General features: G+C 63.9%; 21 protein-coding genes. 16 read left to right on the top strand and 5 right to left on the bottom strand.

Annotation, left to right across the window (positions count from 1 at the left end; translation table 11 throughout):
- Positions 1 to 16: 16 nt before the first annotated feature.
- Positions 17 to 1,516, top strand: a complete 1,500-nt coding sequence (locus tag GRX03_RS06375) for a carboxypeptidase M32 (RefSeq protein WP_159763373.1) — start codon at positions 17 to 19, stop codon at positions 1,514 to 1,516.
- 8 nt (positions 1,517 to 1,524) lie between these two features.
- Here the strand turns inward: GRX03_RS06375 and GRX03_RS06370 are convergent, their stop codons facing one another.
- Both GRX03_RS06370 and GRX03_RS06365 read right to left on the bottom strand, forming a co-directional pair.
- On the bottom strand, positions 1,525 to 1,980 hold the full coding sequence (locus tag GRX03_RS06370) for a type IV pilin N-terminal domain-containing protein (RefSeq protein WP_159763372.1): 456 nt from the start codon (positions 1,978 to 1,980) through the stop codon (positions 1,525 to 1,527).
- Positions 1,981 to 2,011: 31 nt separating this feature from the next.
- On the bottom strand, positions 2,012 to 2,671 hold the full coding sequence (locus GRX03_RS06365) for a DUF7096 domain-containing protein (RefSeq protein WP_159763371.1): 660 nt from the start codon (positions 2,669 to 2,671) through the stop codon (positions 2,012 to 2,014).
- Positions 2,672 to 2,846: 175 nt separating this feature from the next.
- On the opposite strand from GRX03_RS06365, the gene GRX03_RS06360 reads away from it, so the two are divergent.
- The 4 genes from GRX03_RS06360 to GRX03_RS06345 all read left to right on the top strand — a co-directional run bounded on the left by GRX03_RS06360 (position 2,847) and on the right by GRX03_RS06345 (position 7,087).
- The gene (locus GRX03_RS06360) at positions 2,847 to 4,016 is read left to right on the top strand and encodes a helix-turn-helix transcriptional regulator (protein WP_159763370.1); all 1,170 of its coding nucleotides are present in this window, start codon (positions 2,847 to 2,849) and stop codon (positions 4,014 to 4,016) included.
- 197 nt (positions 4,017 to 4,213) lie between these two features.
- Entirely contained in the window at positions 4,214 to 4,999 is a 786-nt protein-coding gene (locus GRX03_RS06355) for an electron transfer flavoprotein subunit beta/FixA family protein (RefSeq protein ID WP_159763369.1), read from the top strand.
- On the top strand, positions 4,996 to 5,952 hold the full coding sequence (locus GRX03_RS06350) for an electron transfer flavoprotein subunit alpha/FixB family protein (protein ID WP_159763368.1): 957 nt from the start codon (positions 4,996 to 4,998) through the stop codon (positions 5,950 to 5,952). Before GRX03_RS06355 ends, GRX03_RS06350 begins: the two co-directional genes overlap by 4 nt.
- A 169-nt stretch (positions 5,953 to 6,121) precedes the next feature.
- Positions 6,122 to 7,087 (top strand): hypothetical protein, encoded by a 966-nt coding sequence (locus tag GRX03_RS06345; protein ID WP_159763367.1) that lies wholly within the window; start codon positions 6,122 to 6,124, stop codon positions 7,085 to 7,087.
- Between the two features lie 29 nt (positions 7,088 to 7,116).
- On the opposite strand, the gene GRX03_RS06340 is transcribed toward GRX03_RS06345, so the two are convergent.
- Positions 7,117 to 9,444, bottom strand: coding sequence for a methyl-accepting chemotaxis protein (locus tag GRX03_RS06340; protein WP_159763366.1), 2,328 nt, complete (start codon positions 9,442 to 9,444; stop codon positions 7,117 to 7,119).
- A 96-nt stretch (positions 9,445 to 9,540) separates the two neighbouring features.
- Positions 9,541 to 10,161, bottom strand: coding sequence for a PspA-associated protein PspAB (gene pspAB, locus GRX03_RS06335; RefSeq protein ID WP_159763365.1), 621 nt, complete (start codon positions 10,159 to 10,161; stop codon positions 9,541 to 9,543).
- Between the two features lie 91 nt (positions 10,162 to 10,252).
- Between pspAB and GRX03_RS06330 the strand changes: the two genes are divergently transcribed.
- From GRX03_RS06330 to GRX03_RS06305, 6 genes are all read left to right on the top strand, one after another.
- Positions 10,253 to 10,609: a hypothetical protein gene (locus GRX03_RS06330; protein WP_159763364.1), complete on the top strand. Its 357-nt coding sequence runs from the start codon at positions 10,253 to 10,255 to the stop codon at positions 10,607 to 10,609.
- 37 nt (positions 10,610 to 10,646) lie between these two features.
- Positions 10,647 to 11,738 carry a 60S ribosomal export protein NMD3 gene (locus GRX03_RS06325; RefSeq protein ID WP_159763363.1) on the top strand — a complete coding sequence of 364 codons (1,092 nt, stop codon included), beginning with the start codon at positions 10,647 to 10,649 and terminating at the stop codon, positions 11,736 to 11,738.
- Between the two features lie 159 nt (positions 11,739 to 11,897).
- Entirely contained in the window at positions 11,898 to 12,833 is a 936-nt protein-coding gene (locus tag GRX03_RS06320) for a mechanosensitive ion channel family protein (protein WP_394351727.1), read from the top strand.
- A gap of 94 nt (positions 12,834 to 12,927) precedes the next feature.
- Positions 12,928 to 13,212 carry a translation initiation factor eIF-1A gene (locus tag GRX03_RS06315; RefSeq protein WP_368278101.1) on the top strand — a complete coding sequence of 95 codons (285 nt, stop codon included), beginning with the start codon at positions 12,928 to 12,930 and terminating at the stop codon, positions 13,210 to 13,212.
- A gap of 113 nt (positions 13,213 to 13,325) precedes the next feature.
- Complete coding sequence (locus tag GRX03_RS06310; RefSeq protein WP_159763361.1) at positions 13,326 to 14,186, top strand: translation initiation factor eIF-2B; 861 nt, start codon at positions 13,326 to 13,328, stop codon at positions 14,184 to 14,186.
- Positions 14,187 to 14,556: 370 nt separating this feature from the next.
- The gene (locus tag GRX03_RS06305; protein WP_159763360.1) at positions 14,557 to 15,108 is read left to right on the top strand and encodes a hypothetical protein; all 552 of its coding nucleotides are present in this window, start codon (positions 14,557 to 14,559) and stop codon (positions 15,106 to 15,108) included.
- A 42-nt stretch (positions 15,109 to 15,150) separates the two neighbouring features.
- Here GRX03_RS06305 and GRX03_RS06300 read toward each other — a convergent pair whose 3' ends face one another.
- Complete coding sequence (locus GRX03_RS06300) at positions 15,151 to 15,954, bottom strand: sulfite exporter TauE/SafE family protein (protein ID WP_159763359.1); 804 nt, start codon at positions 15,952 to 15,954, stop codon at positions 15,151 to 15,153.
- A gap of 358 nt (positions 15,955 to 16,312) precedes the next feature.
- Between GRX03_RS06300 and GRX03_RS06295 the strand changes: the two genes are divergently transcribed.
- The 5 genes from GRX03_RS06295 (at position 16,313) to GRX03_RS06275 (ending at position 21,104) form a co-directional block, all read left to right on the top strand.
- Positions 16,313 to 18,166 (top strand): ATP-binding protein, encoded by a 1,854-nt coding sequence (locus tag GRX03_RS06295; protein ID WP_159763358.1) that lies wholly within the window; start codon positions 16,313 to 16,315, stop codon positions 18,164 to 18,166.
- Between the two features lie 33 nt (positions 18,167 to 18,199).
- Entirely contained in the window at positions 18,200 to 18,862 is a 663-nt protein-coding gene (locus GRX03_RS06290; RefSeq protein ID WP_159763357.1) for a MinD/ParA family ATP-binding protein, read from the top strand.
- 94 nt (positions 18,863 to 18,956) lie between these two features.
- Positions 18,957 to 19,586, top strand: coding sequence for an RAD55 family ATPase (locus tag GRX03_RS06285; protein WP_159763356.1), 630 nt, complete (start codon positions 18,957 to 18,959; stop codon positions 19,584 to 19,586).
- Between the two features lie 44 nt (positions 19,587 to 19,630).
- The gene (locus GRX03_RS06280) at positions 19,631 to 20,392 is read left to right on the top strand and encodes a fumarylacetoacetate hydrolase family protein (RefSeq protein ID WP_159763355.1); all 762 of its coding nucleotides are present in this window, start codon (positions 19,631 to 19,633) and stop codon (positions 20,390 to 20,392) included.
- Positions 20,393 to 20,447: 55 nt separating this feature from the next.
- Positions 20,448 to 21,104 carry a DUF6517 family protein gene (locus GRX03_RS06275; protein WP_159763354.1) on the top strand — a complete coding sequence of 219 codons (657 nt, stop codon included), beginning with the start codon at positions 20,448 to 20,450 and terminating at the stop codon, positions 21,102 to 21,104.
- Positions 21,105 to 21,106 lie beyond the last annotated feature (2 nt).

The raw sequence follows: 21,106 nt of genomic DNA, 5'->3' as shown, positions 1-21,106 counted from the left end.
GGATCGAACGACGTGTATGGCCAGCAAAGAGACGACAGATTCGGAGGCCTACGAGGCGTTTCTCGATCACGTACGGCAGTACAACTACGTCGGCGACGCCGCCGGGGTGTTGAGCTGGGACCAGCAGGTGATGATGCCCGACGAGGGGACTCCCGCCCGCTCGAAGCAGTCGTCGACGCTATCGACGCTGGAACACGAGCTACTCACCGACGACCAGCTCGCGGAGTGGCTGGACGAACTCGACGGCTCGGTCTCCGGGGAGCGTCAAGCGGTCGTTCGCGAGATCAAACGCGAACACGAGCGTGCGAGCGAGGTCCCCGAGGCGCTTGTCGAACAGCTCTCGGAGGTCAGCTCGAACGCTATGCCCGTCTGGGAGGAGGCAAAAGCCGAGTCCGACTTCTCGAAGTTCGAGGAACCGCTCGAAGAACTCGTCGAACTCCGCCGCGAGTACGCCGCGGAGATCGATCCCGACCGCGACCCCTACGAGGTGCTCGTCGAGGACTACGAACCGTATCTCGACATCGAGACCATCGAGGAGATTCTCGGCGAACTCAAGTCCGAACTCCCCGCGCTGATCGAACAGGTCAGCGAGAGCGACGCCGAACTCGCAGACCCCTTCGACGGCGAGTACGACGAGAGCGATCAGGAGGCGCTCGTCAGAGAGGCGCTTGACGAACTGGGCTACGACTGGAGTCGCGGCCGTCTCGACACCGCGCCGCATCCCTTCTCGACCGGGACGCAGTTCGACGCTCGCGTCACGACCCGGTTCTCACCCGACGACCCGCTCGACGCCGTCGGCTCGACGATCCACGAGTTCGGCCACGCGAGGTACACGCTCGGTCTCCCCGACGAGGAGTACGGCACCCCGCTGGGCGAGAGTCGGGACATGACCGTCCACGAGTCGCAGTCCCGCTTCTGGGAGAACCACGTCGGTCGAACCCTGCCGTTCTGGCGGTACTTCGGATCGGCCGTCGAGGATCACCTCGGCGTCGACGCCAGCGCCCGGGAGTTCTACGAGGCCGCAAACGAGGTCTACGAGGACAATCTCATCCGGGTCGAAGCCGACGAACTCACCTACCACATGCACATCGTCCTCCGATTCGAGATCGAGCGCGATCTGATCCGGGGCGATCTCGAAGTGAGCGAGGTTCCGCAGGTCTGGAACGAGAAGATGGAAGAGTACCTCGGCGTCGTTCCCGAGGAGGACAGAAACGGCTGTCTGCAGGACATCCACTGGACCTACGGCAACTTCGGCTACTTCCCGACCTACTCGCTCGGATCACTGCTGGCCGCGCAGATCGACGCCACCATCCGCTCGGAGTTCGACGACCTCGACGGGATGATCGAACGCGGCGAGTTCGATCCGATCGCCGGCTGGCTCACCGAGGAGATCCACCAGCACGGCTGCCGGTACACCACGCCCGAACTGATCGAGCGCGCGACCGGCGAGGAACTCTCCGCGAGCCACTTCCTCGAGTACGCCGAAGACAAATACGGCGACCTGTACGGCTTCTAATCGGCCCGTCAGGCCGTCGCAGTTACCTTGGCGATTTCTGTTCCGTCGACGACGACCCGTACGGTGACCGCCGACCCCGGAGCGATTGTCGGATCGTTCGTCCCTGCGATCCGGAACCGTCCGGTTTCGCCCGAGTGCCACGTGTTCGGGCTCGCGGCGTTGAACGGTCCGTCCGGACCGGAACGGAACCCAACAGCAGCGAAAAAGGGGATCGGCGGGTCACTCTCTAACGGTACGCCATCGACCGTGACGTGAAACTCCGCCTGCGTCAGGTCGACCGGATCGCCGCCCCGGTGTGTGAGCGTGAGCGAGTTCGTCTCGGCGTCCACCGCGAGATCGAACGAGGCCATCGTCGGGGCAGTCTCGGTCGTCGAATTCACGGCCAACCCGACGGTCGCGGCCCCGACGACTGTGATTCCCAACAGCAAGACGACGCCGACGACCGAACTCGCGGCCCGTTCCATACGGTGGGTGGACCCGAACCAGTATTTCAACCTACGGGAACGAGATCGAGACCGCCTCGCCGTCGCCCGTTTCGGCCGTCACCTCGAATCCGTTCCGCGGCTGAATCGTCCACAGTCTGCCGTCGCTGTCAGTTGTCCCGACGAACGCCCCGTCGATTCTGACGGTCGCGTTGCTGACGGCCCCGCTGTCGTCCGTCACCGTCACGCGTAGCGGCCCGGACGCGTGCGTCAGCCCGAGGGTGACTTCGAGGGACTCCGAGGCGTTCGTCACCGTCCCGGCGATCGAACGCTGGCCCGCATCACCGACCTGATTCTCGTGGAGTTCCTCCTGGCGCTGGGCGAGTTGCTCGAACCGGGTTTCGATGCGATCCAGTTGCGCGTCCGCAATCGCCTCGGATCGGCTCTGGTTCGCTGCGGACAGCTGTTCGTCGAACGTCCGCCTGTCGAATTCGCTGTGGATCATCTGGGCGCTGATGCCGGCGGCGCTGGATGCGTCGGCACGAACTCGTTCGTAGGACTCAGAGACGGGAGTGATGGGTGAGAGGTAGTTGGTGCCGTTCGAGTTCGGGGTAATCGTCCCCTGATTCGCAGTCGACTCCTGGGCGGCCAACTCACCCCCGACGGGTGCCCCACCACCGCAGAGCAGACAGATCGCCAGCAGCGCGCTCACACACCGGAGGGCCGAGTTCATCTCACAGTACAGTTTTCTGCATACGTATAAAAACCCAGTGGCTCCCCCGATTATCCCGTGGTTTCTTCCGGAGACGCCGAACGGCTCAGACGCCACGAACGCCCCCGAGACAGTTCATAAAGCCGTATGACGTTTTATGGAAAGGGTTTTCCCGACAGGGGCCGAGTTGCCGAGTATGTCTCCGCCGTCACGTGCTGCCGTGGTCGCCCTCCTCCTCGTCAGCGTGGCGTTAGCCACATCTGCCCCGGTCGCGGGGCTAGCCGCCGCACAAGAGGATTCCGTCGATCAGGAGCCCACCGACAGTTTCGGTGGGGAGCCGCCGGTGCACTTTGCCGCCCAGCTACAGGAAGACGGCGACGCCCGATGGAACATCACGACGACGGTGTCACTCGACACGGAGGCCGAGAAAGACGCGTATCGAGCGACCGCCGAGCAGTTCAGGGCCGGCGAACTTCCCCCGCTCGGGTTCAGTACCTTCGAGCGCGGGATCGCCGGCGTCGACGGCCAGACCGCCCGGGACATGGAGATCACGGGGTTCGCCCGTGAAACCTCGACGGAGAGCGAGATCCGGAACGGCGTCGGGCGGTTTACGGTCGTGTTCACCTGGGAAAACTTCATGCTCAAACGGAACGACCAGCTGCTGATCGACCGTGACGTGCTGGTGATGGAAAACGGGGAACTCTGGTTGTCCGAACTGAGCGAGGCACAGACGCTGCGAATCTCCGCACCGCCCGGCTACGGCGTCCGGGATTCGACCGTCCCGGCCAGAAACGGAGTGCTGATGTGGGAGGGGCCGACGCAGTTCGACGAGACCTCACTGCAAGCGACGTTCATCGGGACGAACGGCGGGAATGGTGTGAACGGGAACGGAACGAACAACAGCACAGTCGGACCGACCGAACGCTCGGGGGTCTTCCCGTGGATTCTCATCCCGGTCGCTGCGATTGGTATCGCGGTGGCGGTTCTCCTGACGCGCGGGGACCAGCTCCAGATCGAACTCCCGACCGATCTGAGCGCGGGGGGGCTGCTTCCCACGGGGGACACGACAGACCCAGCGGAGGAAGAGACGGGGGATTCGGAATCGGCTAACACCGCGGGCACACACCCTCCGACAGATGTCGACACGGAACTGCTGAGCGACGAAGAACGTGTCGAGCGGCTGTTAGCCTCGAACGGGGGACGGATGAAACAGGCGGATATCGTCAAGGAGACCGACTGGTCGAACGCGAAGGTGTCACAACTCCTGTCCTCGATGGAGGAGGAGGGACGCATCGACAAACTCCGGATCGGCCGCGAGAACCTCATCTCGTTCCCGGAGGAAGATATTACCGAGTCCGAGGAATGATCCCCGGTCCGCCGACGCCGGCCCGGAGTTAGAGAAGTCTCCTCCTCGAAAGGTTTGCAACGACCACGCGTAACGACAGTATCCCGTTTCGTGTAAGCCGCGACCCGGATCACAATTACCATGGTAAAAACAAACTGCTCGTCGGTTTCCAGCCGTATCGAAAATGTTTACCTGATGTACGAAAATACCCATACTGTATGAAGATCCTCGTAACAGTAACAGAGGTCGCCGATGCGGACGACGAGTTCGAGATCAGCGGGACCTCGATCGCCGATCAGTACCTCACCTACGACCTCAACGAGTGGGACGACTACGCCATCGAGGAGGCCGTCCAACTCAGCGAAGAGCACGACGACATCGAGGTCGTCACAGTAACGTTCGGGGCCGAGCGCGTCGAAGAGACGATCCGGACGGCCCTGGCGAAAGGAGCCGACCGCGCCATCCGTGTCTGGGACGACTCCTTCGAGGGCAAGACGATTCTCGATCCCTCCCAGAAGGCCGAACTGCTGGCCGGCGTCGTCGAGGAAGAGGAGCCCGACCTCGTGCTGTCGGGTGTCCAGTCCGGTGACGTCGCCATCGGCGCGACGGGCGTCGCCCTGGCCGAGAAGATCGGCTACGAGTGGGCGGCCGTCGTCAACCAGCTCGACCTGGACCGCGACAGCGGCGTCGCGAGCGTCCACCGCGAACTGGAGGGCGGCGTCGAGGAGCTCACCGACGTCGAGCCTCCGGCCGTGCTGACGATCCAGACGGGTATCAACGAGCCGCGCTACGCCAGCCTGCGCGGCATCCGCCAGGCCCAGAGCAAACCCCTCGACGTCGTGAGTCCGGACGACCTCGGCGTCGAACTCGAGGAGTCGGCAATCGAGCTGACCGAGCTCGTCGAGCCCGAAAGCGAGAGCGACACCGAGCTGTTCGAGGGCAGCCCCGAGGAGACCGCCGGGCAGCTCGCTGAATTCCTGCGCGAGCAGGGGGTGGGAGCATGAGCGACGTGCTCGTCGTCGCGGAGCACCGCCGCGGCGAACTCCGGGACGTGAGCTACGAGCTGCTGACGGCTGGCCGAGAGCTCGCCGACTCCACGGGCGGCGACGTTCACGCCGCCGTCATCAGCGGCGACGTCGACAGCTACGCCGAGGACCTCAACCGCGAGGGCGTCGACGCCGTCCACACCGTCGAGTACGGCGAGGAGTTCAACCACGGCGTCTACACGCAGGCGGTCGAACAGCTCGCCGACGAGATCGACGCGCAGTACGTCGTCGCGGGCAACACCGTCAACGGTCTGGATTTCGTCCCGGCCGTCGCCGAGCGACTCGACCTCCCGCTGGTCACCGACGCCGTCGCCTTCGAGACCGGTGACGGTCTCTCGGTCATCCGCGAACTCTACTCCGGCAAGACCGAAGGAACCGTTGAGGTGGACTCAGAGGAGGCCTTCGTGACGGTCCGACCCGGCGAGTGGCCCGCCGCGGAAGGCACCGGCGACGCCGCCATCGAGGCCTTCGACGCCGACATCGACGAGAGCGAACTCGATACCACCGTCAACGGCTTCGAGGAGGTCGGTTCGGGCGATGTCGACATCACCGAGGCCGACGTGCTCGTCTCCGTCGGCCGTGGCATCGAGGAGGAGGACAACCTCCCGATCATCCACGAACTCGCCGACGCCCTGGGCGCGACCGTCTCGGCCTCCCGACCGATCGTCGACAACGGTTGGCTCGGCCAGGAGCGACAGGTCGGCCAGTCCGGCAAGAAGGTCACGCCCGACATCTACATCGCAATCGGCATCTCCGGTGCCGTCCAGCACGTCGCCGGGATGAAAGGCGCTGACACGATCATCGCGATCAACAACGACCCGAGCGCTCCGATCTACGACATCGCCGACTACGGCATCGTCGACGACCTGTTCGACGTTGTTCCGGCCCTGACCGAGGAGTTCGGCGGCTAACTCACGCCGATTACGCCTTTTTTACACCACGGTCGATTGGTACCCCGTCGTCCGCGAACCCCGACCGCATCGAGCGCCGCGCTCGCGGTCTCCACGAGCCGCTGGGAAATGCTCATATGGCTCAAAACCAAGTGTAAGCAGAACTCGCAGCCGGCTCCGCCGATCACAAATGAGTCGTGACACCGCCCTCGAACCCGCCGCTCGACGACTCAACAGACGGCTGACAGTGCCGTTACTCGTCGGGATACAGGCGGCAGTCGTTCTCGTCAGTCTGGGCGCCCTTCGGTGGAGTGATCTCGTGTCGGCCCGCCACCCGCTCGTCGTGCTCGTCGGTGTGCCGGTCCTTGTCTACCTCACGCTCGCTCTCCCTGCGGGAGTGATACAGGACGTACTCCTTCGCTTCGAGGAGCAGACCGACGAGACCGACGAGACCGGGGTCTGCTGGGGCTCGATCAGAAATCGGACTGTCCTCTGGCTCAACGCGGCGATCGTCCTCCCGGTCGTCGTCTGGGGGTTACCGATTACGGGAACACTCGGGTACGCGACCGAGGCCGTCGCGGAGGTGGTTCCCGGGTGGACGGTATCGGCAGATCATACGGCGACCGGAGGGGTCGTGATCGGGCTGGTACTCGTCGGGAGCGCCTGGAGTACGCTGGGCGTACTCGTCACGCTGCAGATGTATCTCCGCCCGACGTTCTCCGAGGAGCGACTTCAGACCTATCTCGCTCTCCGTTCGTCACTCCCGGTCCGGGGGACAGAAAGCATCGCGCCACGTCGAGACGGCGGGGAGATACGCATCGAGACGACAGAACTCGCTGACGCGTGCGTGCAGTACAGGCTCGCCGGACGGGTATCAGAGCACCTCGACGAACCGGTCGACGTCGAACGGATTGCCCGACTCGTGGAGACGACCCCCGCTTCGATGCGAACGCGGTTCGGTCTCTTGATCTCACCGCACGGCCGATTTCTCTCGGTCATGTTCGGCGGAATGCTCTTCATCTTCGGCATCTCCTTCGGACTCACGCTCGATTCGATACAGACAGCCACGCTGGTGGGGGCCACGGCTCTCGGCGTGCTCTCACAGGTGACGTATCGCTCGCCGTTTGTCTCCGGAGCCCCGGAGATACTGGAGTGAACCGCCGGCGGGCGAACGACGGCCACGTCTCAGTCGTCGTCGGCCGTGGCCGATGCCGTCACCTCGGTCTCGAACTGGTCAGCGATCTCTCCGAGTCGTTCTGCCCGCTGTGAGAGCGAGTCGGCGCTGTTCGAGATCTGCTGAATCGCGCTGGTCTGCTCCTCGGCCGCGGCCGAGACGTTCTGCGATTCCTCGGCCGTCCTGTCGCTGACTTCGTTCGCCTCCTCGACCATCTGCACGACGTTCTGTGTCGAGGTCGCCTGCTCGTCGGTGGCGTCGTTGATCGACTGGATCCCGGAGTTGGCCGATTCGATCTTCTTGGCGATCGATTCGAGCGTGCGTACCGTATCGTCGACCGCCCGCCGACCGTCCTCGACCTCCTCGCGCATCGCGAACATATCCTCGGCAACCGATTCGGTCGACTGCTCGACAGACGTGACGACATCTTCGACTTCCTGGGTCGCCGCGGCGGTCTCCTCGGCGAGCGATTTGATCTCGTCGGCCACGACCCCGAACCCGTCGCCCGCCTCGCCGGCCCGTGCGGCCTCGATGGAGGCGTTCAGCGCGAGCATATTCGTCTGTTCGGCAATCTCGTCGATCACGTCGACGATCTCACCGATCCGCTGGACCTCCGCCTGTAGCGATTCCATCTCGGTCGCGGTGTCGACAGCCTTCGCCTCGATCGCTTCCATCTTGCCGACGGTTTCGGTTGCCGTTTCCATGCTCTGTTCACCCTCCTCGGCGGCCTCCCTCGACCGCTGTGCGACCTCCCGCGAGGAGGAGGCGATCTCCTCGACCGTCGCCGAGAGGTCGTTCATCTCGGCCGCGGCCCGGGTGAGTTTCTCGCTTTGGGAGTCCGCTCCCGCGGAAATCTCCTCGATGCTGTCCGCGACTTCGGTGCTGGAGCGACGGATCTCCGCCGTCGATTCCGTGACCTCCGTGCTCCGGCCGTCGACCTCGGTCGCGAGATCCTGAATCTGCACGACCAGATCCTCGATATCGGATAACATCTCGTTGACCGACCGGCCGATCTCGGCCATCGCTTCGCTCTCGCTGTCGGTATCGAGTCGTCGCGTGAGGTCTCCATCGGCGGCGGCCTGGATCTCCTCGCGGTACTCCTGGGCCTTCGCTTCGAGATGCGAACTGAGCGCCTCGGCTTCCTCTTTCGCTCGCTGGGCGTCGAGTTCGGCCTGTTCGGCCTCTTCCCGGGCGCGTTCGGCCTCGGCCGCCTGTTCTTCGACCTCGCTGAGTTGCTCGCTGAGCGTGTCTCGGATACGTGCGAACGCGCCGGCTAACCCGCCGAACTCGTCAGTCCGGGACTGGTCGATATCGACATCGAGATTCCCGCGTTCGATTTCCGTCGCGTACGTCGACATCTGCGAGAGAGATCTGTTGATGTCGCGAGTGATTCCGGCACCGACCGCGACGAGGCCGAAGACGGCGATACCGATCAGAATCAGCAGGTTCCGGGAGACATCTTGAGCGGTCGAGAAGATCGTATTCCGCGGTCCGGCGGCGACGACCGACCACCGGGCGCCGTCGACCGGCGCGGAGGCGACGATCATCTCCGAGCCGTTGACCTGATCGGTCTCAGTCGAAACCTCGTCGATCCGCGTCCGCGTGTTCGCACGGGTCAGAAAGTCCAGTTCGTCCGTCAGGAAGTGTTGGCTGTTGATCTCGTCGAAATCCTGAGAGAGGACGACCGAGCCATCTTCGTGAGTGACGACCTGGATGTTCCCGCCCTCGACGGGCGAGCGGAGCAGTTCACTCCGGTCGCGCAGATCGACCACGAGGACAATCGCGTGAGACTGCTGTTCGTTGACCAGCGACGTGAATCCGAGTTCTTTCTCCCCGTCCGCTTCGTAGGGCTGGAACGGCCTCGTCTCCCCGGGGGTCAGCGTCACCGGATCGACCGCCCACGGATACTCCCCCCGGTCGAACTCCCGGTCGTCCCACTCCTCGTCGGTGCTCGTTTCGACTCGGGTGTTTTCGAGGTCGACGTAATGGATCGCCTTGACGGTATCCGGAAGCCGTTCGAGTTCGCTGTTGAGTTCCCGCTGTCGACGCTGCTCGTCCCAGCTCGCGATTCCCTCGACGGAGGAGAGCCGGAGTGCGTCCCCGCCGCGTTGCTCGATGAAGCCGTCTATTCCCGCGGCCTCACGCTCCGCGGAGTCCGCGAGTCGCTGTTCGGCGTCGTCCTCGATGTTCGCCTGGACTGTCGTGACGGTGACGTAGCCGACCCCGGCGAGCAAGACGGTGACGACCAGAATAGAGAGCCCGATCTTGAACGCGTATCTCCCCCGTACCCGGTCGTACAGCCCCCGTAGCCGCTTCCGTCCTCGATCAACCCGTGACATTACGCCACACTATTCTTGACCGATACATAAACGTAAGTTCTGATAATCAACAATGATAACTACAGCCGGGGGTTTCGTTACTGCTGGAAAGTCAGCTCACTCCCAGGGGCGTCCGCCGGGCGTGTCCGGCCAGAGCGGATACCAGTACTCGCGGTCGTCTTCAACCGTGAGTTCGCCGTCGAGAACGCTCGCTAGTTTCAGTTCCGTCGACCGGTCCCGTGACTGCGCGCCGTCGGGGACGAAGGGGTAGAACTCCCCGCGACGAAACGAGTAGATCCAGTAGGCGAGGTCGCCGGAGGGGAGCGACGCCCGCTCGGACGCCTCGAAGGGGAAGACTGCCGCTTGCAGCCGGGATCCGTACTGGCGTTCGATCAGCGTATCCGAAGTGAAGTGGATCCCAGTGACGAGTTCCTCGAACTCCTCGGCCCGGAGTACGATCCACTGATAGCCGTACTCGTCCTCTCCGAACTCGGAGACGGTCCCCGACTCACCGACGGTTAGAATCTCCCGGACCTCCTCGACGGCGTCACGAAACGCCGTCGAATCGACATCCCCGAAACAGAGCGCCGCCTCCCCCGTCGGAACGAAGCCCAGGTTCGCCTCCATCGTCAGCGTCGCGGTGCTCATCTCGAAGAGACCGTCGGGGTCGGCCCCCTGCGTGGCCGTCCTCTCGGCGGTGATCCCCAGCAGTTGTCGGACCGAGCTGAGCAGTCCCATACCGGATAGTTCGCTCGTACGGTTAAAAGAACCTGCCCCCGGTCGGTCCGCACGCAACCTTGAAACGAGTCCGGTCCGATGACAGAGGCATATGCCCACTCGGAGCAATAAACACATCAAGAAATTCAACCAGCTCGTCGAGGTGTACGAGCCCGACGGCGTCGAGCAGTTGGAACCCGTTCGCTCGCGCGAGCGCGATACCCTCGAAGCCCGTCGGGACGAACTGAGCGCCTGGCGAGACCGGATTGCCGCGCTGGAGGCGGACGATTTCTTCGACGAGGAGCGCGAAACGGAGATCCGAGAGAGCGACAGCCTGCCGGACCCCGCGGCCGTCGCGGCGTCTCAGCGCGAGGAGATGCTGGATCGGCTGGATTTGCTCGAAGAGTCCCTCTCCGATGCCGTCGACGGCGGTGACGTGCTGGATACGACCGACGACCTCGACCTGTGAACGTGGTGTTTACAAACGCGAGCGGCGAATCGTCTGTATGAGCCGATCTGGGGCGTTCTGTCCGCGGTGCGGGGAGCAGATCGACCGACAAACAGAGCCCCGACGGGGCGAGGACCGACTCTGCGACGCCTGTTATATCGACGAATACGACCTCGTGGACGCTCCCGACCGGATCGAGATCAGCGTCTGCGCACAGTGTGGTGCGGTCCACCGGGGGAATCGCTGGGTCGACGTCGGCGCGGAGGATTACACCGACATCGCTATCGACGAACTGACCGACGCGCTGTCGGTTCACGTCGACGCGACGGGCATCTCCTGGCAGGTCGCCCCCGAACAGGTCGACCAGACGACGATCAAGATGCACGTACAGTTTTCGGGCGTGCTCCGGGAGACGGCACTCTCTGAGGAACTGACGGTGCCGGTGAAGATCGGTCGCGAGACCTGCACGCGGTGTGGCCGCATCGCCGGCGGCTCTTACGCCGGGGTCGTGCAGCTCCGAGCCGTCGACCGCGATCCGACCGAGGACGAGCAGGCACGGGCCCAGGAGATCGCACACGCGCTGGTCGAGGAACTCGAAGACAAAGGGGACCGCGAGGCGTTCATCACCGAGGTGAGCGAGGTCGAAGGCGGTCTCGACATGCGGCTGTCGACGACACGGCTGGGTGAACAGATCGCCCGCCGGGTGACCGACGAACTCGGGGGCGAGTTCACCGACCACGAGACGCTGGTGACCGAAGACGAGGACGGCAACGAACTCTATCGGGTGACCTTCGCCGTTCGCCTGCCGCCGTACCGACCCGGCGAGGTGGTCGACCCCGGTGACGGCGACGGGCCGGTGCTCGTCGAGAGCGCCCGGGAGATGATGCGCGGAACCCGACTCAAAGACGGCGAGCAGTACGAGACGCCCTTCGAGGACGGCAGCGCCCCCGATGCGACGCGACTCGGGTGGGCAGCGGAGGCCGAGGAGACGACGCTCGTCGCGGTCGAGGACGAACACGCCGTACAGGTGCTCGATCCCGAGACCTACGAGACGAAATCCGTCCCTCGGCCGCCGTTCGTGGATACGACCGCGGAGACGGTCCGTGTCTTCCGCGGCGACGACGAACTGTACATTCTCCCCGAGGACTGAGACCGGGACACAACCCTTTTTTACGGGGACAATCTCTGGACGGGCATGGCTCTGCTGGGACAGATAGTGGGGATATTCTCGGGTCGCATCGGCCCCGTGGGGCGCCCGAGCTGGCTTCCGAGTCAGGTCCCTGACGTTGCGGTCGATCTCGTCGCCTCGATGCTGGTCATCGTGCTTACCTGGGCGATAGCGCGGCTACTCGTCCGCGTGTTCAGCCGCCGAATCGCGCAGTACGTGGACCGACCGAGTCTGACTCGCGTTTCCCTGGCGGGAATCAGAGTCGGCGTCTACATCTTCGGGCTACTCACCCTCCTGCGGATCAACGGCCTCGATCTCGGGAACATCGCCCTGTCGGTGACGGTCTTCTCGGCGGTGGTTGGTGTCATTCTCGCCCCGATCGTCGGGAGCGTCATCAGCGGCATCTTCCTGCTCGCCGATCAGCCCTACGAGATCGGAGATATGATCGAGTTGACCGATCGCGGTACTCGGGGGTTCGTCGAGGACATCACGCTCCGGTACACGAAAATATTCACACTCGACAACACCTTTCTGGTCGTGCCCAACGGCGAGATGCGGTCGCGGGACGTGATGAACTACTCCGCGGAGGATACCCGGGTCCGCCTGTCCCTCGACATCCTGATTACCTACGAGAGTAATCTGTCGGCGGCCCGGGAGAAAATCGAGGACAGCGCCCGAGCCGTCGAAGACGTCATCTCCGGCGGACCGCGAATCAGAGTCGGGAACGCTCGCTACCCCGCTGGACCGGACTGCCTGATCAGCGAGTTCGGAGACCACGGTGTCCTGCTCCGGCTCCGGTACTGGGCGACGGAGCCGTACCGGATACAGACCGTCAAGTCGAAGGTCCAGACGAACGTCTGGGAGGCGTTCGAGGGGACGGACGTCGAGATTGCCTACCCCCACTCCCACCTGTTCTTCGACGACACCAGCGGGGAGCTACAGGTCGATATGGACGGATCACAGCCCGGAGGATACCGTGGGAGTCCGACACCGCGCGTCCGCGGTGGAACTCCCGACATCGAACCGGGCGGGCGGCCCCAGCGGACGGACGAGACCGATCCTGATCGCTCGGAATGAGGTAGCCGTGTCACCGATCGAACGCACCGACGGCGTGGGGAAGGGTACCACCGACCTCGCGGGGGTTTACATACGTGGGGGGCCTACTAGAGGTGTGACAGAAGAACGAGGGCACAAGAATCTCCGAATGCCCAACGACGACGAGCTATTCGCTGTGGTCGAAAGCCACGACGGCGGAAATCACGTGAGCCTCCAGTGTGAAGACGGCGAGCGACGGATGGGACGAATCCCAGGGCGGATGAAATACCGCGTCTGGATCGAAAAAGGCGATGTCGTCCTCGTCGACCCGTGGGACTGGCAGGACGAGAAAGGCGACATCGAGTGGCGCTACGACAGCCAGGCCGCCGATCAGCTCCGGCGAGAAGGCCACATCGACTGATCGCTCGCTCTGATTTTCCGGGTTACTTGTGCGTCGCGAGCCCCCCGGCCGCCGTCTCCGCCGAGACACACCAGGGCAGAAACCACTTTATGCGCCCCTTCGAATGGTGAGACATGATCGACGAGACTGCGGGCGAAATTGCGGACATGCAGACTCACAGTTCCTCCGTCGTGGCCGTCAAAGCGGCCCGGGCGCTCCGAGAGATCACCGACCGGGAGTTTCCGACCGTGGCGGAGTATCAGCGCGCGCTCGAACGGAACAGTAGAGCCCTCCAGCGAGCGAATCCCTCCCACGCGTCCCTGCACAACACCCAGCGTCGGATCGTCGAACACGTCGCCGAACTCGATTTCGAAACTGTCGAACAGGCACAGGCGGAGACGAACGCGATCATCGACGAGGTGATCGAACAGGTCGAGGCCGGTAAGCGCAACGCCGCCGAGTTGGCGGCCGAACAGTTAGAGGACGGGGAGACTCTGCTCACGCACGATTACTCGACGACGGTGCTCTCCGCGGTGACTCGTGCCGTCGAGGAGGGGAAATCGTTCGACGTCTACGTGACGGAGGCGCGACCGCGATTTATCGGGCGGAAGATGGCTCGACGCCTCGCGGAGTACGAGTCGGTCGACACCACGCTGATCGTCGACAGCGCCTGCGGCCACGCGCTCTCCTCGGTCGACCGGGTTCTGCTCGGGATGACCTGCGTGGTCGAGGATACGCTGTACAATCGAGTGGGCACCTATCCCATCGCGGCGGCGGCCGCCGATGCCGGAGTCCCGGTCGACATCGTCGGCTCGTCAGCGAAACTAGTCGACGGCGGGTTCGCCTTCCAGAACGAACACCGCGTGGCGAGTGAAGTGATGCGCGAACCGGCGGAGGGCTTCGAGATCGAAAACCCCGCCTACGACGCGACACCGACCAGACTCCTCGACAGTATCATCACTGACGAAGGAATCAAATCGGCGGACGAGCGGTAATCAGTCTGACCCGACTCGCCCGTCCGCGGCACGCGGTGAACTCTGCAGACGCACGAACTCAATCGACGCGTGTCGTCGAAGTCGGGACGGCTAACTACTCGGCGTCGAGTCGGCAGAGTCCCAACGACAATCGGTTGTGCGGGGAAAATCGGATCGGCGTCTGTGTCCACCGGGGACGACTGTTTCACACAGTATCGAACTCTATTCGCTCTGCTCTATCTGCGTCCCGACGGTCACGCGATGCAGACGGGATACCTACTGCTACGTGGCGTGTAGTTATCGCATTCCCGCCTATCACCATCAGTTGGTTTTCCCTGACTCTGTGTGGGGAAAATTTATAGTGAGTGTTAACTAAACAACACTTGTAGCGATGGTTGATTACACACAGCCGCTCAAGACGACGTTCGAACTGCAACGAACATCCATCGAGCAGGGACAGACCGCAATCGAACAGACGTTCGATCTACAACAGCGTGTCGGTGAGACGGCCCTGGACAGCATGGAAGCAACCCGGTCGATCCAACGAAACGCGGTCGAGGTCAACCGAGACCTGCTTCACGGCATTCTCGATGCGCTGGAGACGAACGTCCCGGGAATGGAGGATACGATAGCTGAACTGCGGACGACCGTCGACGAGCAGTACGAAACACTGCTGGACAACCACGAGGAGCTGTTCGAGAACGTGACGGAGGAGTTCGACGAGGCGGTGAGCGCGGCGGACGAAATGAATCAGGAGTACCTGGAGATGTTGGACGAACAACTCGATCTGCTGTACGACGCGCACGAGGAACTCGAAGATCAGTCCGTCGAAACCGTCGACGAAATCGGCACCCAGATCGAGGAGATGCAGGAGCAGGCCGAGGAGTTCCAGGAACAGGTACAGGACGTTTCCGAGGAGGCCACGGAGTCGGTCGAAGCCTGACTCGGTCGGCCGTAGCCACCGCGTCAGCGGATCTCCGGCCCGTTAGATCGGCGCACCGAGCGGATCCCAGAACGGGAGCCGCGGGTGGGGGATGTGGACCCCCAGCGCCATCAGCCCGTGAGCGAACAGGACGTACCCGAGGACGACGAACAGACCACCGAGGACACGGTGGAGTCGCTGGCGGTGCGTTGCACCGACGCTCTCGATGATCGTCCCGTAGGCGAACACCGTCGGCACCGTTCCCACGCCCAGCGCGAACAGGGCGATGCCGCCGGCGACCGGCGATCCGGTCGAGAACGCGTACAGATACGCCGGATACAGGATCGGACAGGGGAGCAGGCCGTGGACTGCGCCGAGACCGACGATGCCGGGACCGTTCGCGAGACGGTCGACGGCCCCCGTCAGGTAGGCCGTGATGCGCTCGGTCCCCGGGAGACCGACACCGACGGAGACTCGGCCCAGCACGTAGACGCCGCCTGTGAGAATCACGAACGCGCCGATGACGACGCCGAACACCCCCCTGACCGTGTTCGCTGTCGCCGCGAGTTCGCCCGCACCGAGAAAAACCGCGCCGCCGAGAGCCCCGACGAGCGCCCCGATAACGGTGTAACTCAGTGTCCGGCCGAGGTTGAACAGCGCGTGCTGTCGGACCTCGTACAGCGTGAGATGGGCCCGTCGGCGGCCGCCGGGGGTCGCCGCCGCCGGCTCACCGCCGTCCGTTCGCGTCCCGCCCATCTGTTTCGCGTAGATCGTCACCAGCGGCCCGCACATCCCGATACAGTGTGCTCCCGCCAGCAGTCCGATCAGCAGAAAGAGCAGAACATCTGTCCCGAACAGAGCAACCATCACCGCCACCCCCCGGAACCTGTGGTCATGGCCGTACCTTACGGCTGTGGACAGATATCAGCGTTGGTCAGTCGGCGCCTTGTCGGGGAACGTATCCGCATTCCGGGCAGGGAATCGCCGCTCCCCGTCTCGTGAGGTCTTCCGAACAATCCGGGCAAGCGAACTGTACCGTGCCGTCTGTCTGGTCCGCTCCGCCGCCGCCCTCGTACGGTTGTGGTGTCATCACGTATGATTATGTTACGACAAAACTTAAATCTATATACGACATGTGTCGAACTCGTCCCGGAGTTGGTGGCAGGCTCCGCCGGCGGTGGCGGCGGGGAAACGGGTTTGTCAGTGGCGGTGTTTAGTGGGAGTAATGACCGATCTCGGCGATTTCAGCAGCGATTTGACTGACGACTCGACGGCGGACGACGACACCGAAACGGACCCGTCCGCCACCGGCGACGGCCCCGAGGAGAGGACGACGCCGACCGGCGGGCCGGATTCGACAACTGACGACGAGTTCCGGACGTACGAGGCGACGCCGGCCGGGACCGACCGCGGTATCGGCGTGCTCTCGGCGTCGACGGGTCTTCGGATCAGCGAAGACGAGGAGGACACGGATCTGCGTGCGTACATCACTGCGGGCAATCGCTCGAACGTCCGGATCGGATCGTATCTCCTCGCCCCGTATCCCGACGGCGAACGGCTCTTCTGTCGGATCGAGGCGCTGGCGTACAGCCAGGAGTACCGCGCCGACGACGCGACGGAGATTCACGCCCGCCGCGCGATGCGAAGCGACGGCATCGACGAGGAGGACTTCAAACTGATGGCGACGCTCGACCCCGTCGCCGTGCTCTACGAGGAAGGCGGTGAACTGAAACGGCGGATGACCGACCGCGTGCCGAAACCGGAGACGGTGATCGAACAGGCGGCCGACAAGGCGGAGATCAAGACCGGCCTGAAGATGCCCGAAGACGGCGTGTTTCTGGGTCATCTCGCTGTCGGCGGCCAGAAAGTCAGAACCGCGGCAGAGCCGCCGACGATCGACTACCGACTGAAAGACGACTACGAGGCCGGGGATCCGCTCATCTTCCGACACACTCTCATCGCCGGCGGGACTGGCTCCGGGAAGACCCACGCCGCGAAGAACATCCTGCGGCAGTATCTCGACGACGAGCGGCGATATCCGATCGAGAGCGGCGGTGACCGAACGGTCCGGCCGGCCATCGTCCAGTTCGACCCGCAGGACGAGTACGCCCAGATGCACGACGACGGGGAGTACGACGACGAGGTCGCCCGCGAGTTCGATACCCAGGGAATCGCACACGGCGGCCACGACGACACCGTTGCCTTCGTTCCGAAGGTCGGATCTGCGTCGTACTCCGCGAGCCACCACCGCGCCGAACAGGTCGAGTTCACCATTCCGTTCTCGATGGTCCACGACAACCCCTGGCTGATCGCCGGGAGCGGCCTCAACGAGAACCAGTACAACGCCCTGGTCCACGTGTTACTCGACAGGTTCCGCGAGAACTACGGCCAGGGCGGAACGTACGACCAGTTCCTCTCGTTTCTCGACGACCCCGCGCTCAAGGAGGAACTCGACGAGAGCGGCCGAGTCCACGAGGCGACCTTCGATGCCGTCTCCCGTCGCGCCCGCGGGTTCGGCGGTGTCTTCGACGGCGACGCCCGTCCGATCACGGAGATGATCCACGAGTTCGTCCGGCCGGGCAGACTGAGCGTCGTCCCGACCTATCACATCACCGACAGCCGAGCGGCCGAGACCGTCGTGTTGGCGCTGTCCTCGCTGCTGGTCGATCAGAAACTCTCGAACGATCCGCAGTACGACCGGATCAAGGAGACGCCGCTGATCGTCGGAATGGACGAGGCGCACAACTTCCTGACCGACGCGGACACGGTACAGGCCAAGCGCGTCATCGGGAAGTTCACCGACGCGGCCAAACAGGGCCGCAAGGAACGACTCGGTCTCTTTCTCATCACCCAGGATCCACAGGATATCGCCGACCCCGTGTTCAAGCAGATCAACACGACCATCGTGCTCAACCTCGGCGACGAGGACGCGATCAGCGCGGTCAACATCCCCGCCAACCTCGAATCCAAGGTGCCGTACATGGAGAAAGGACAGATGGTGGTCTACTCGCCGGACAACTCCGAACCGGTGGAGTTGATCGGGCTCCCGCACTGTCTCACTCGCCACGGCCGGGACTGAGGTTCAAATACCAGCGGGCGACCACGCCACTCCATGTTCGCAATCGCGGGCGGGAAGGGCGGCAGCGGCAAGACAACCACGGCGGTCGGCGTCGCCCGCGCGCTGGCCCGACAGGGACGCGATCCGATTCTCGTCGACTGTGACACCGATATGCCGGACCTGCATCACCTCCTCGGTATCGAGGCTCCCGGAGGTATCGACGACCTGGCGAGCGGGACCGCTCTCGAACGCGCCTGGCAGTTCTCGACCGCCGCACCGGGGGTGCGGTGTCTCACTGCCGGCGACCGCTCGAACGTCGACACGGCCCTCGCCCGCCTGGCCGACTGGCACGACCCCGTCATCCTCGACTGTCCGCCGGGAGTCGGCCCCGACGCTGTTCGGCCGTTGCGCCACGCCAGCCGAGCCGTCGTCGTCTCGACGGACCAGCCTGCGTCACTGGCCGACGCCGACACGACTGCGCGGACGGCGCGCGAACTCGGAACGGACGTTGTCGGGACGGTACTCAGAGAGACCGACTCCCCCGCAGAACCGGCCCCACACGCCGACAGGCGAGTCCTGGTTACCGTCCGATCCGTCGACTCCCCGCTGGAGGATCCACAGATCCGGCAGGCCTGGACCAGGGTGGCCGGTCACCTCACCTCCGGCCCCCCTCGACGGGGACGTTCTCGCCGCGGCGGGATTTCATCAGACCCGTAAAAAGCCGCTCGTGATGTACTCACAGCGGTACTTTCGCTGTTGATACTCTGGGAGTCGGAATCTTTAACGGTCGGTAATGAATAGGAAGGTATTGATGACCGATCGGTTGCGGACGGGAATTGACGTTCTCGACAGAAAGCTCGACGGGGGGATCCCCGCGGGGAGCATGGTCGCCCTGTCCGCGCCGCCGTCGAGCCAGGCGGAGCTGTTTCTGTACGAGCTCACCGCAACCCGCGGAACGCTGTGGCTGTCGCTGAACCGGACGGCAGAGGCCGTCACGGACAGCATCGAGAACACGCCGACGGAGACCGGTGATCCGACGGTCCGGCATATCTCCGGAGAGGCACCGCTTGACAACGCGAGCAAGCTAATCAGCGCACTCCCGGAGACCTCGAATCTCATCGTCGATCCGCTGGACGTACTGGAGTCCCAGGAGCCGCCGTCGCGGTTCCGCTCGTTCATGAACGACCTCCAGAACCACATTTTCAACACGAACAGTCTGGCTATTCTCCACTGTCTCGAAGGCCGAGACATTCCGCCGCTTCGGGACACCACCGAACACTTCGCTGATGTCGTCTTTCACTTGGAGACGGACGTCTCCGGCGACGAGGTCGAAAACCGGATGGCCATCCCCAAGTTCCGCGGCGGCCGCGCTCCCTCCGATACGATCAAGCTCGATCTGGTCGAGGAGGTCTCTATCGACACGAGCCGAGACATCGCCTGAGCGGAACCACAACAGATTATTTGGAGCCGCCTGAACCGGCGGGTATGAAACGCGTCAGATTCCGCGATCCGTCGGGGAGCGTCAGAACCGGCCAGTGGCTCGAACGCGAGGGCGAGACCGCCGGCGACGGCGGTGTCCTCACCTTCGCCGACAGGGAGTACGACCCGGCCGATGTCGACATTCTCCCGCCGGTCGACCCCTCGAAAATCGTCTGTATCGGTCGTAACTACGCGGACCACGCGGACGAGATGGGGTCGGAGGTTCCGGACCGACCGCTACTGTTTCTCAAGCCACCGAACGCCGTGGCCAGCCACGGCAGCGACGTGCGACTGCCGGAGGGAAAGGACCGTATCGACTACGAGGCCGAACTCGGCGTCGTGATCGGCCAGCAGTGTCGCAACGTCGACCAGAGCGAGGCCATGGAGTACGTCGACGGCTTCACCTGCGTGGTCGACCTCTCGAACCGAGACGACCAGCGAAAGGAGCAGAACTGGGTGCGCGGCAAGGCCTTCGACAACGCCGCGCCGCTCGGACCGGTCGTCGCGGATCCTGAGCACGTTCCCGCCGACGCGAGTATCGACCTGTGGCTCAACGGGGAGAACCGACAGTCCTCGACCCGAGAGCATCTCATCTTCTCGATTCCCGAACTGATCGCCGAGATAACCAGCTATCTCACGCTCGAACCGGGCGACGTGATCGCGACGGGGACGCCGGAAGGCGTGGGTCCGCTCTCGGACGGCGATACCGTGACTGTCGAAATCGGGGGCGTCGGTCGACTGGAGCACACGGTGACAGTGCCGAACTGACGGCGCAGTTGCAAGAAGGCAAAGAGATAAACTCCTGAACAGCCACGTACCCGACATGTGGACTCGACGGCAGCTATTAGCAACGACTGGGGGGGCCGTGACAGCCGCGCTCGCCGGCTGTTCGCTGTTCGGCGGCCCGATCGAAGGTGAGGCAGAGCCTGCTCGGGTACTCGAACCGGCACAGTCACAGACCGGATACACGCACCAGCGCACGGCCGAGCAGGTCATCGAACAGACGGTCAACCTCGGCGACCAGGAGCGAGACATCTCGCTGACGAACTGGCTGAGCGAGTACAGCAAAACGCCCGGAACGGCGCCGGACGGGGCCGCTGGATTCCTGCTGTTCACCACGCCGACAGTCAGCGTCGCCGGGCAGTCTGCGAACCCGTTCGACCAGTTCGGTGAGAAACAGCTGATCCGCGAGGTGGTCAAACGCTCGGCCCGAGGCGACCCGCAGGGGGGACTCGTCGAGGTCGGGACGGAGACGGTCCAGATGCTCGATCAGTCGGTCGATCTCACGGAGTACGAGACGACCCAGACAATTTCGGGACAGTCTGTCGACGTTCGAATCCACGTCGGCACGCTGACGAACGAGGGTGATCTCATCGCCGTTCTCGGTTCGTACCCCGATCCGTCGCAGTTCAGCCTCTCCGGGGAGGCGGAGAACATCTACACCCTCGCGCGGGGAACGACTCACCCGGCCAGCGAATAAAT

Origin of the sequence: Halovenus carboxidivorans, assembly GCF_009831575.1 — an archaeon.
Taxonomy (GTDB): domain Archaea; phylum Halobacteriota; class Halobacteria; order Halobacteriales; family Haloarculaceae; genus Halovenus; species Halovenus carboxidivorans.
Note: the sequence above shows the minus strand (reverse complement) of the source record. Positions and strands in the feature narration are given on the sequence as shown.

What these genes read in the sequence shown, in the direction of transcription:
- GRX03_RS06365 (WP_159763371.1), bottom strand. Translation starts at nt 2,671, where the DNA reads ATGAACTCGGCCCTCCGGTGTGTGAGCGCGCTGCTGGCGATCTGTCTG.
- GRX03_RS06325 (WP_159763363.1), top strand. Translation starts at nt 10,647, where the DNA reads ATGAGCCGATCTGGGGCGTTCTGTCCGCGGTGCGGGGAGCAGATCGAC.
- GRX03_RS06370 (WP_159763372.1), bottom strand. Translation starts at nt 1,980, where the DNA reads ATGGAACGGGCCGCGAGTTCGGTCGTCGGCGTCGTCTTGCTGTTGGGA.
- GRX03_RS06285 (WP_159763356.1), top strand. Translation starts at nt 18,957, where the DNA reads ATGACCGATCGGTTGCGGACGGGAATTGACGTTCTCGACAGAAAGCTC.
- GRX03_RS06320 (WP_394351727.1), top strand. Translation starts at nt 11,898, where the DNA reads ATGCTGGTCATCGTGCTTACCTGGGCGATAGCGCGGCTACTCGTCCGC.
- GRX03_RS06305 (WP_159763360.1), top strand. Translation starts at nt 14,557, where the DNA reads ATGGTTGATTACACACAGCCGCTCAAGACGACGTTCGAACTGCAACGA.
- GRX03_RS06350 (WP_159763368.1), top strand. Translation starts at nt 4,996, where the DNA reads ATGAGCGACGTGCTCGTCGTCGCGGAGCACCGCCGCGGCGAACTCCGG.
- GRX03_RS06355 (WP_159763369.1), top strand. Translation starts at nt 4,214, where the DNA reads ATGAAGATCCTCGTAACAGTAACAGAGGTCGCCGATGCGGACGACGAG.
- GRX03_RS06330 (WP_159763364.1), top strand. Translation starts at nt 10,253, where the DNA reads ATGCCCACTCGGAGCAATAAACACATCAAGAAATTCAACCAGCTCGTC.
- pspAB (WP_159763365.1), bottom strand. Translation starts at nt 10,161, where the DNA reads ATGGGACTGCTCAGCTCGGTCCGACAACTGCTGGGGATCACCGCCGAG.
- GRX03_RS06360 (WP_159763370.1), top strand. Translation starts at nt 2,847, where the DNA reads ATGTCTCCGCCGTCACGTGCTGCCGTGGTCGCCCTCCTCCTCGTCAGC.
- GRX03_RS06275 (WP_159763354.1), top strand. Translation starts at nt 20,448, where the DNA reads ATGTGGACTCGACGGCAGCTATTAGCAACGACTGGGGGGGCCGTGACA.
- GRX03_RS06345 (WP_159763367.1), top strand. Translation starts at nt 6,122, where the DNA reads ATGAGTCGTGACACCGCCCTCGAACCCGCCGCTCGACGACTCAACAGA.
- GRX03_RS06310 (WP_159763361.1), top strand. Translation starts at nt 13,326, where the DNA reads ATGATCGACGAGACTGCGGGCGAAATTGCGGACATGCAGACTCACAGT.
- GRX03_RS06295 (WP_159763358.1), top strand. Translation starts at nt 16,313, where the DNA reads ATGACCGATCTCGGCGATTTCAGCAGCGATTTGACTGACGACTCGACG.
- GRX03_RS06340 (WP_159763366.1), bottom strand. Translation starts at nt 9,444, where the DNA reads ATGTCACGGGTTGATCGAGGACGGAAGCGGCTACGGGGGCTGTACGAC.
- GRX03_RS06375 (WP_159763373.1), top strand. Translation starts at nt 17, where the DNA reads ATGGCCAGCAAAGAGACGACAGATTCGGAGGCCTACGAGGCGTTTCTC.
- GRX03_RS06290 (WP_159763357.1), top strand. Translation starts at nt 18,200, where the DNA reads ATGTTCGCAATCGCGGGCGGGAAGGGCGGCAGCGGCAAGACAACCACG.
- GRX03_RS06280 (WP_159763355.1), top strand. Translation starts at nt 19,631, where the DNA reads ATGAAACGCGTCAGATTCCGCGATCCGTCGGGGAGCGTCAGAACCGGC.
- GRX03_RS06300 (WP_159763359.1), bottom strand. Translation starts at nt 15,954, where the DNA reads ATGGTTGCTCTGTTCGGGACAGATGTTCTGCTCTTTCTGCTGATCGGA.